Origin of the sequence: Acinetobacter sp. SH20PTE14, from assembly GCF_021391555.1 — a bacterium.
Classification (GTDB): Bacteria; Pseudomonadota; Gammaproteobacteria; order Pseudomonadales; family Moraxellaceae; genus Acinetobacter; species Acinetobacter amyesii.
The window spans coordinates 1-9,905 of record NZ_CP090069.1 but is presented as its reverse complement, the minus strand read 5'-3'; the positions used below and the strand labels follow the sequence as shown (position 1 = coordinate 9,905).

At 35.6% G+C, this 9,905-nt stretch carries 9 protein-coding genes; 3 read left to right on the top strand and 6 right to left on the bottom strand.

Annotated features, from left to right (window positions below; all coding sequences use genetic code 11):
- Positions 1-317 precede the first annotated feature (317 nt).
- From LXF01_RS17370 to LXF01_RS17350, 5 genes are all read right to left on the bottom strand, one after another.
- On the bottom strand, positions 318-2,849 hold the full coding sequence (locus LXF01_RS17370) for a relaxase/mobilization nuclease domain-containing protein (protein ID WP_218946026.1): 2,532 nt from the start codon (positions 2,847-2,849) through the stop codon (positions 318-320).
- Positions 2,833-3,321: a plasmid mobilization relaxosome protein MobC gene (gene mobC, locus LXF01_RS17365; protein WP_159124546.1), complete on the bottom strand. Its 489-nt coding sequence runs from the start codon at positions 3,319-3,321 to the stop codon at positions 2,833-2,835. The genes LXF01_RS17370 and mobC overlap by 17 nt, the downstream gene beginning before the upstream one ends.
- 309 nt (positions 3,322-3,630) lie before the next feature.
- Positions 3,631-4,071 carry a hypothetical protein gene (locus LXF01_RS17360; protein ID WP_233945583.1) on the bottom strand — a complete coding sequence of 147 codons (441 nt, stop codon included), beginning with the start codon at positions 4,069-4,071 and terminating at the stop codon, positions 3,631-3,633.
- A 105-nt stretch (positions 4,072-4,176) separates the two neighbouring features.
- Entirely contained in the window at positions 4,177-4,458 is a 282-nt protein-coding gene (locus LXF01_RS17355) for a type II toxin-antitoxin system YafQ family toxin (RefSeq protein ID WP_159124547.1), read from the bottom strand.
- Complete coding sequence (locus LXF01_RS17350) at positions 4,451-4,744, bottom strand: type II toxin-antitoxin system RelB/DinJ family antitoxin (RefSeq protein ID WP_159124548.1); 294 nt, start codon at positions 4,742-4,744, stop codon at positions 4,451-4,453. The genes LXF01_RS17355 and LXF01_RS17350 overlap by 8 nt, the downstream gene beginning before the upstream one ends.
- A 381-nt stretch (positions 4,745-5,125) precedes the next feature.
- Here LXF01_RS17350 and LXF01_RS17345 point away from each other — a divergent pair, with 381 nt between their 5' ends.
- The 3 genes from LXF01_RS17345 to LXF01_RS17335 all read left to right on the top strand — a co-directional run bounded on the left by LXF01_RS17345 (position 5,126) and on the right by LXF01_RS17335 (position 8,439).
- A complete protein-coding gene (locus LXF01_RS17345; protein WP_159124549.1) occupies positions 5,126-6,694 on the top strand; it encodes an ATP-binding cassette domain-containing protein in 1,569 nt (522 codons plus the stop codon).
- A gap of 215 nt (positions 6,695-6,909) precedes the next feature.
- Positions 6,910-7,521 carry a recombinase family protein gene (locus LXF01_RS17340; RefSeq protein WP_004889724.1) on the top strand — a complete coding sequence of 204 codons (612 nt, stop codon included), beginning with the start codon at positions 6,910-6,912 and terminating at the stop codon, positions 7,519-7,521.
- Between the two features lie 489 nt (positions 7,522-8,010).
- Complete coding sequence (locus LXF01_RS17335) at positions 8,011-8,439, top strand: hypothetical protein (protein WP_000877730.1); 429 nt, start codon at positions 8,011-8,013, stop codon at positions 8,437-8,439.
- Between the two features lie 212 nt (positions 8,440-8,651).
- On the opposite strand, the gene LXF01_RS17330 is transcribed toward LXF01_RS17335, so the two are convergent.
- The gene (locus LXF01_RS17330; RefSeq protein ID WP_159124544.1) at positions 8,652-9,587 is read right to left on the bottom strand and encodes a replication initiation protein; all 936 of its coding nucleotides are present in this window, start codon (positions 9,585-9,587) and stop codon (positions 8,652-8,654) included.
- Between the last annotated feature and the right edge of the window lie 318 nt (positions 9,588-9,905).

Sequence of the window (9,905 nt, the reverse complement as noted above, 5' to 3'; positions counted from 1 at the left end):
CGCTCGTGTCGTTTCAAAAGCAAAACCAAGAGCAAAAAGATTGATAATGCATTCGCTATGCTCATGCTTTTTTAAGATCAAAAGCCCCAAAGTTCGCACCCATTCGGGATGCTCTGTACTTACCGTTTTAGATTAAAAGGGAGTTTGTAATCAGGGAAAAGGCGTTGCTGAAATTTTTATGATGCTCAATCGCTCGTAGACACTCGCTTGGTTTAAACCTGTGAGGTTCAAAAAGAAAAAAACAAAGCGAACGGAGTGTGAGTGACATAAAGATAAATCGCTCATTCCCCCTCTGATTACTGTTTTGCTGAATTAGATTAAAAATCTAATTCAAAATCATTTTTAGGTTTTGGTTTATGCTCAGGTTCATAAGTTTGTTGAGAAGTATTCTGTCTAGGCAATGGATTTTTAATTTCGTAAATATCACTTTTAATAGTCTCAAAACTCTTTAAACACGCTTGATATGATTCTCTTTGCTGTTTCAAATGGTCGTTTTGAGGCTCTAAAATCTTCTCACATTTCAGATATTTCAGCATTTGATTGTCATTTTTGATCATTTTCTCAAATTTATCGTATTCCCATTCGTGGATATTTGAACGTGCACGGCTAATGTACGTTTCTAAATTTTTAGATTTTTTCTTTATGTAATCAATCAATTGTAGTGGGTTTTTATTGTTATAGGCCTCCTGTTGCTTGTCGCATAGTTCTTTGTGATAACCAACGTAATCGGGGTAATAACCGTCACTTCGCAAGTAACTGAAATTCGTAGCCGGTTTTGGCTTGAGTCGAATTTCCGCTACTGTGGTTTCTAGTCGTTCAAGTTGTTGATTAACGCTATTAATCTTTCTACAGTTTCCCCAAGCGTATTGATCTGCTTGCTTTGCGTCTCCAAATCTTCGTAAAAGTTGTTGGGTACTTTCAATTGCAAGATTTTCGAGAGTGCTTTCTCGATGTCCGCCTGCTGTGTGCCAATTGTCATTTGAATGGGTCTTAATTCTATCTTCACCAAGTCGCTGACAATGCTGTTTAAATCCAGTTGATTTAATGCTCTCGCTAATTGCGTTTGTAATTGGGTCTTCAAGTTTTCTTGAAATGCTTGCTGTAACTGCTCCGAAAAGTTGCCCTGCTCTAGCTTTGAAAGCTCTGCTTTCAGTGTCAAAATTAAGGCTTGCTGTGCTTCTTTCTCTGTATTCAGATTGCTGATTTTGCTCTTTAGACTCAGCTCGACTTCGCTGTAGTCGCTCAAAATGGTCTTTAATGAATCGATTTGTTGACTCAAAACCTTGTTTTGCTCGGCTAACAAGTTGTTTTGTTGCATCAATAAGCTGTTTTGCTCTGTCAAAAATTGGTCGATTTCGGTCTGCATGATCTAGTTCCGTATTTGTTTCAAGTAGTTGATCTGGTTTGTAATCACTTGTGAATTCTGTTGAATCATTTGCTCTTGTGCTTTGATTGTTTTTAAATTTGTATTGGCTTGATAGCCTAGATATAAAATTATTAAAAGAATCAGCAGTCCAAAAGCTATCATCCCCCATAGGATGTGTGTTGCTCTCTGGTTGCCCAATTTTTCCGTCAAAAGGCTCTGCAACTGACTCTCTATTGTCTCTCTCTGCCCCTCTATCGCTTGCTGTACTTGGTGTTGAATGCTGTTCTGCAGGAGCTTTTCGTCGATTCTGAGGCTCTGCAACTGCTTGTTGACTTGAGCCTGTAGAGCGTGAATTGAGGTTGAAAACGAATCTATGCTCGATTTCACTTTTGATATTTCCGATAGGTCTATATTCGCTAACTGCGTTTGCAGTGCGTCTATTTGCTCCGTATAGCTCGCTGTTAGCGATTTTATGGCTTTGGGTGATAGATTCCCTATTTCGGTCAAAATCGCTCTGAGATGCGATTTTATGGCCGATGTTGTCTGCTGTACTTCGTTTAAAAGTATAGTGCTGTTGGTGATAGGTCTCTCGCTTTGCTCGATAGTCATCTCGAACGTTTTCAGCGTTTCGGAGAGCTGTTGCAAGCTCTGCTGTAGTTGGTCGGCTTTCTGCTGCTGCTCTGAGATGCTCTGAATAAGCGTTAATTTCGAATTGTTCATGATAAAAGTCGCCTCTAAGTCGATGTCTTTTGCCACTTTTCAAAGTGGCAGTTAAGTATTCTTTACTTTGTTTGACCGATGCGATTCCTTCCAGTTGCTCAATACACTGGACAATATCTGCTCTGTTTTTTACTGTCAGAGTCCTTAAAAATGTTTGTACGTAGTTATCAACGAGCTTGCCAAACTGCTTTTTTGTAAGCGCCTCAAGATCTTGACCTGTAAAAATATTTTTAGCTTGAGCGTTGAGTTTTGCGACATAGTTTGGCTCTTGTGTCGTTTTCATCAAAAGCAGATCATCGGGGCGTGACCACTGGTACTTTGTGTTGAAGTAATCACGTAAAGAATCAAAATGCTTTTCATGGCCGGGTGGGGCAATATTGAGTGATTTACCGCTTTGAATATCTAGGCGTGGTGCTAGAACGTGGATATGCTTCGAGCCGTCATCGTCTGTGTGAAGCACGGCAAAAAGGTGGTACTGTGAGGGATCTAGTCCCGAAAAAGCATGCTTTTCAAACTCGTCTAAGACTTCTTTTATTTGTTCATCTGTCGGACTGTCTTCTTTTGACCATGCGATCACGCCACTGGTGTACTTCCACAAATGTGGACTTGAGTCACAGATGGCGTTAAATGTAGTCGCATCACCACGCAAAACATCAACACCTGCCCGAACATTGCCAAGATGATCGAACTTATCTAAAACATACGCTGAAGCGTGTGCGGCCGATCCTTTACCGTGATTTAAAAATTTAATATGCACTTTCATCCTCCTCAGCAAGCTGTATCGAAGACAATTGCTTTTTAAGCCTTTCAGGGCTTTGTCTGCTGATTTTCGGAAGTGCAGGAAATACTTGTTCTAACTCGGTTTGAATGCCTTTTAAAACTGAAAAAATGCTGAAAATATCTAACTTGCGTTGCTCTTGCGGATCAGCATTTTTGATGATGTTCAATGCTCGTGCAATTTGGTTTAAGTTGTTCCCGATTTTGGATAGCTCAAGCAGTAAAGCAGGATCTGTTTTTTGATAGCGTTTAACCACTTCAATCACTGTTTTAACTTTGAGTCTAGGCTTCCTTTCATATTCTTCTGGTCGTCTTACGGTTACAGCATCTTGCATGATTTCCCTTTGAATTAAAGAGAGAATGAAGTCTGTAAAATTCGTGTTCTCTTTTTCGAGGTGCTGCTCAAGTTGTTCTAGCTGTAACTCTGTGAGTCTGAAAATTTTAGTTTTATTTCGCATATACACATCCCACTAACAGGCTTTTGGTTTTGCTTTTAAGTCAACTTTGTTGACTTGCCCATCTTGATGGGCTTGGGGTCTTAGGGGTTTCCCCTAACAAGTCCCTGTATATCAAAATTCGAAGAATTTTGTATATACAGGTAGGCTTGCTTATCTTATTTAGTCATCTAATAGTATTCTACTATATCGTGAAAGATTTATATAAAAAGATCAAAAAAAGGGTTTATCAGCTAATAATACCTAAATTTGTATATGAGTTTTTATGTTGAAATTATGATGGAAATGGGGACTGGCTCATTTACATAACTTTTAAAGGGGAGAAGCAATCCAATAGCCGTAGGTAGAACAAACTTCAGGAATAAAGCGAGTAACAGATTTTGGTATTACTGATGACGGCCCTCCACTAAGGATAATTTCATTACCTATAAAAACTTTATGATTATTAAATTTATTGGTGATGCTAATCCTACCGTCCTTTGTATATTCTAACTCATGATTATTAGCCCAAATAATAAATGAACCGGTATCACTACCAAGCCGAATACAACCATAAGGATCTACATGCAATTTCCCACCAGTAATGGTTACTCTTGAACCAGAATTAGCATGTTTAATAAAAATGATAGGTTTTACTGACTCTATGGAGTTAGATACGGGTTGGGACTTCGCTATACAACCAGTAAGCAATGTAATAATTATAAAAATTTGAGCTAAATTTTTTATTCTCATATTGAACTCTTTGAAGGCCATGCAATGCTTAGCTTCTTTTCAAACTTTCTTATCGTGCAACTAGCGTAAAGTAGCTCGATGCTTTGAAACATGGCTAAAGCCATATTTCAAAGCATCGAGCTAAAATTAGCCAAAAATCTCTGAATGGCTATCTAACTGGTGTAACTCTAAAATGTCATCCCCTACGAGCCTGTAAATCAAGACTAAATCAGGTTTAACGTGACAATCTCGACAATTCTTAAACTCAGCACCACCTTTTAATGGGTGATCTAGGTATTTTTCAGGCAATGGACTATTAGCAACTAAACAGTCCAGTACCTCAGCCCATTCAGCCGTAACTAAATCTAAGTAACGTCTTTTAATATTTCGTTTAAATGAGTTGGTTACGATGATCTTTCGTTTAGCCATGAGCTTCATCCGACATGGCTTTGATTGCTTCTTCTACTGTTTCGTACTCGGTGTACTCCCCATTTTCAATCTCTTTAAGAGATTGAAGCAACTTTGCTACTGCTGTTGGGGTCAGAGTTGGTTCTTTCGCATAGTCAAAAGCTAATGGAACAGTTCTTGTTTTCACCACCTGATTTAAAAAAAGTTTAAATGCTTGTGGCATTGTTAAACCATATTCTTCAAAAATATGATTTGCATTATCCCTCAAGTCTTCTTCTAAACGCATATTAAAATTGACTGCGGACATGGTTAATTCCTCTAAAAACCAATAATGTAAAGACAATATAAGGCATTATCTTTACATTTTCATTACTTTTGATGTAATAAATGGTTTCTAATCGCTAAATTTCGTATAATCGCCATTATGTTAAATAACTTTTAGAAGCTTTAGTACAAGCTTGACAGATTGTCTTATCATTATAAAATAACCTTATTCAAATCATCCTCCCAAGAGTAACGCCAATGAAGTAAGTCATTTTCTCATCATTATTTTTAAACTTTTGATGTGCAAAATAGATTCTACTTGTGGCTATATATTCTTGGTCTCTACTTTATATCCTAAATAATATATTGTTTTTTATAAGTTAATCTTCACTATTTTGCATATCCTCTACATGAGGAATTTTTTATGCAACATGCATGTATTGCTTCAAACTTAAATTTAGAATTTTCTACACAGAAAATGTTTGATCAGCTAAACATTACGCTTTTATCAGGACAGGTTTCTGCATTAATTGGACGTAATGGTTTAGGTAAATCCCTATTGTTCAGAATATTAGATCAAAGCCAAGCTTTAGATATTCATTATAGTGGTCAAGTTTCATGGAATATCCAACATGATTATTTGGCACAATTAGAACGCCTTAATGCTGAAAATATTGCACAAGCATTAGAGGTAGATCATTTACATCATGCTTTTCGGCGTATAGAGAACAATACAGCTAGTTTTGATGATTATGAGTTAGTTGAAAATACCTGGGATTTACCACAAAAATGGCAAAATATACTTGAAAATGCTGACTTACCTACGGATTTGAACTTTCCAACAGAAAAACTGAGTGAAGGACAAAAAACAAAGCTGGCTTTATGTCGTTTGTTTTTAAAAAAGGATCACTATCTACTTTTAGATGAACCAAGCAACCATTTAGACTCAACATCTAGACAATGGTTAATTGAGAGTATTTTGGCACACCCTAGTGGTGTATGCCTGATTAGTCATGATCGCCAATTACTCAATCAAGTCCAACATATTTATGCTTTAACTGAATTAGGCTTACAACACTACAAAGGTAATTATGAGCATTACATTCAACAGCATCAGCTACACATGGATGCATTAACTCAGTCTATTAATAATGAGAAAAAAGAATTAAAGCAGTTAAAACAACGGCAACATGATAGCTTAATGAAAGCGAATAAACGTCAATCTAAAGGCAATGAACTTCGTGATTCTAATTCTCAAGCAAAGATTTTTCTAGATTTCAAAAAGGAAAATGCTGGACAAAGCTTAGGTAAGCTACGTGCCCAACAAACTCGACAAACTGATGATTTGAAAAATAGTCTGATTAATAGGCAGACCATTGTAGAAAAAATCAAAGCTCAGAAGTTTGAATTCCACTTACAGAGTACGAAGCAAGGAGAGATTTTAAGAATTCATGATTTAAAGCTACCCCATACAGCAACAAATAAAATTAATTTTGCATTGAAAGCTGGCGAAAAAATCCATCTTAAAGGTGCTAATGGAATTGGTAAATCAACCTTATTGAAATTGATTTCTACCCATCAACGTGATGATATTTTCTTTAGTGGAACATGTTTGTATTTAGATCAAAACTTTAGTTTATTAAATAATGATTTATCCGTAATCGAAAACCTTGCACTTTATAACTCCAATCTTACTGAAGTTGAGTGGAGAAATTTGTTAGGTCAGTTACGTATTCGTCGTGAAAAAGCTTTATTAAAACTATCAGAACTGAGTGGTGGTGAAAAATTGAAAGTCGCATTATTAGCAATGAGTCACTATCCTGATGGTATTGATTTATTATTGCTTGATGAACCAGAAAATCATTTAGATATTGAGTCTAGAGAGCTTCTATCGCAGGCTATTAGCCAATATCAGGGCGCTGTAATTTTAGTTTCACATGATCATTTTTTTGTTGAACAGTGTGAAATATCTGAAGAGTATTTAATTGAGTAAAATGACATTTTCAAATATATAGATTTATTAGTTCTACTAAAATTAACATAATACACCTTATACGAATTCCCAAGGCATGGCTTTTAGTCATGCTTTTTTTATCAAAAGAGTATAGCTGAATGATAGCGAGCCAAATCGCATACAATATCTATCATTAGACTTAATGCAATAATTAAATGATATTGTTATCATTAATCTAATAGAATTAAGATTAAATGATAGAAATGAATACACGTATTTATCTACGAGCTTCAACTAAAGATCAAGATGCAGAAAGGGCTTTGCAGATTCTTCAGGATCTAAACCAAAACTTGAATTTGGGCGAAACCATTGTGTACGTGGAAAACTATAGTGGTACGAAGTTAGACCGACCTGAATTGAATAAGCTACTGTCAGAAGCAAATCAAGGCGACACCTTGTTGGTTGAAAGTATTGACCGATTATCACGCCTAACCCAACAGGATTTTCAAGAGCTGAAGCGCAGGATCCAGGAGAAGGGACTTCGTTTAGTCGTAGCAGATCTTCCTACTACCTACCAAATGATTCAAACCAGTGACAGCATTACTCATTCAATCCTGGATCTCATCAACAATATGTTGATTGATCTCCTGGCAACAATGGCCCGCCTGGACAATGAGAAACGTATAGAACGTATTAAGCAGGGCTTGGCACGTTCGGGTTACAAGCCAACAGGTAAGAAAGCCAATGAGGCTAAGCACAAACGAATAAAAGAATTACTAGCAGCTGGCAATATGACTAAGGAAGAAATTGCCAAAGCAGTGAATTGTGGAGTTGCAACTGTTTATCGAGTTGCTAAAGTCATTTAAAAAGGCTTGTATCAGTGCCTCCCTTATGTCATATCTATTTACAAAGGAGCAAGGCATTCTTAAAGATCAAAAGACGGAATTAATGATGAAAAAGCATTTGATTTTCCTTGTTTTTTTAGTGATGGTTTTTATTTTAGCTCTAGTTGTAAAGATTAATAATGATCATAAAAAACGGCAAGCATTAAACAAATTGGAACTAGTTGAAAAGCAAATCCATTAGGTATATGAATATTAAGATAAATAAAAAGCCCTATAGTCTCTCCCGTTACTATAAGGCTTATAAATCTCTGCAATTTTTTTCTTAACTACCTACTTTTCCGATGTAGGTTATGAATATATTTTACCTATTGGTAAAAACAAAGATATAAGACAAAAGGTGAATATGCTAGGAATTTCGCATAACAGCCATTATGTTAAATGGAATCAAAAAACCTCCAATAAAATCGTTATAGTATTATTATTTATTGAATAGATAAGAGAATTAAATTAGTGAAATACTCAAATGAAAAAATAGTAAAAGCTCTCTTACTTTCTCCTTTACCACTACTTTTTTTCACAGCAGTCCTGTTTATCGTAATGAATCAGGAATACAGCCTATACTCGATTTTAGTGGTTCTTGTAGGGCACGGTCTTGTCTACTTGGCTTATTGTATTTTGACTGTACCTTTCAGCTTCATATTCTCAATTCTTTTAAATCGTTATAACAGTCTTAATTTATTAACTATCTGTATTGCCTCTATAATTATTGCTACTCCATTTTTTATTCTTTTTGGATGGAGTCACACAGGAGAAATTTCGAAAGAGTGGTGGAAGATGTATACAGATACATGGACTATCTTTATGGCTCTATTTCCTGGCTTATGTTATTGGCTATTTCTGATTAACCTAAAAGATAAGAAATCAAAGAATATTGAATAAACCATTGCATAGAGATTCTTAAATTTCCCTAAAATTAACATAATACACCTTATACGAAATGCTTCTTTTTATTTCATATAAATCATAGTTTTATCGTATAGCAAAAAGCCCAACCCTCTCCGATTGGGCTTTTTTAATGATTGTTCACGTTCCACGCTTAGTATTTAAGCAATGTTTCACGGGATTTGTTAGCTCATATGGATAATCTGATTTTATGGTTTGAAATCCGTTTTTTGATGTAGAGCCTTCAAAATTCGTTTAGCCGTTTCTTCCCTTACACTTTTTGGATCTCGTAAAATCCCACTAATCCAAATCGCAAAAGTAGGATAGTCAGGAAAATTACTTAGATCAGAAAGTTCAGAAAGTTTAGATAGAATAGTGCTGTATTTATTAATTTGGGGATCTGACATATTACAAAATAGCTCTACTGTCTTTGTCTCTCTCTCGGGTGCTATGAGTTTTGGCTTAGGCTTCTCTTTCACAATAAACTTGAAACCAACCACAGACCGTCCTTGTTTAACGTTTTCATAAGTGAGTTCAATGTCTGTATTAGCTGTAATTTCATCTAATGAAGGCTTAATTACACGGTCTTTTAAATTACATAGCTTGTCGTAGGACTTTGGCAAACCTAACTCAGTTTTTATATGCTCTAAGGACATTTCAAATTGTCCCATAGCTTGATATTTTTTTGCTAAATGATATAGGTCGAACGAGTAGTCTTTTTTCAGACTGAGTACGATGTCTTTCTTGTACTTAGTGTATGGATTTAATTTGTCGAACTCTTTGAGCATCAAAAGAACTTCCTCTGGGAAGCATATGGATATTGAACCATTCTCATATATTGCTCTAATGACCCAGTTACAGTAGGTTTTTTTCTTATTATCACCATAGGAAAAATAACGTCTTAACAGGTTTTTACTCGCTTCTTCCATTTGCGAATACGCTGAGTTGGTTTTTATACCGCATTCTTTTGCAAAGCTCTCTGATGTTATGGTGATTGCATCTTTTTCAGTTGCATCAATTATCCGAGCTATAGGACTAGCAAGAATTAATAAGCGTTTTTCATCAATACTCATGCTTTTAAAGCACTCTTGAATCGTATTCTGCATAACAACCCAAGATACAGGGTATGTTTTTTTATAATCCATGAAACTACATTCCGCAAGAAGTAGTTTTTTATATCATATTGATTTATTTTTGCACACGATTTTTGTAGTTTTTAACATAAAACTACATTAAATATAGTGTAGTTTAGTTCATGCCATTTGTAGTTTCTAATCATGCCATTTGTAGTTTCTAATGTGCCAAAATCATGCCATTTGTAGTTTAGTTCATGCCATTTGTAGTTTTTTAAAGTCTGAAAGCCTTGCTATATGTGGTCTGGAAGGGTGTCTAAAAGTATTTAAAAGCTTTTTAAAAGAATAAAAGAGAATTAAAGGAAAAATCAAAGGCTATGGCACTCGCTT

What these genes read in the sequence shown, in the direction of transcription:
- LXF01_RS17370 (WP_218946026.1), bottom strand. Translation starts at nt 2,849, where the DNA reads ATGAAAGTGCATATTAAATTTTTAAATCACGGTAAAGGATCGGCCGCA.
- mobC (WP_159124546.1), bottom strand. Translation starts at nt 3,321, where the DNA reads ATGCGAAATAAAACTAAAATTTTCAGACTCACAGAGTTACAGCTAGAA.
- LXF01_RS17360 (WP_233945583.1), bottom strand. Translation starts at nt 4,071, where the DNA reads ATGGCCTTCAAAGAGTTCAATATGAGAATAAAAAATTTAGCTCAAATT.
- LXF01_RS17355 (WP_159124547.1), bottom strand. Translation starts at nt 4,458, where the DNA reads ATGGCTAAACGAAAGATCATCGTAACCAACTCATTTAAACGAAATATT.
- LXF01_RS17350 (WP_159124548.1), bottom strand. Translation starts at nt 4,744, where the DNA reads ATGTCCGCAGTCAATTTTAATATGCGTTTAGAAGAAGACTTGAGGGAT.
- LXF01_RS17345 (WP_159124549.1), top strand. Translation starts at nt 5,126, where the DNA reads ATGCAACATGCATGTATTGCTTCAAACTTAAATTTAGAATTTTCTACA.
- LXF01_RS17340 (WP_004889724.1), top strand. Translation starts at nt 6,910, where the DNA reads ATGATAGAAATGAATACACGTATTTATCTACGAGCTTCAACTAAAGAT.
- LXF01_RS17330 (WP_159124544.1), bottom strand. Translation starts at nt 9,587, where the DNA reads ATGGATTATAAAAAAACATACCCTGTATCTTGGGTTGTTATGCAGAAT.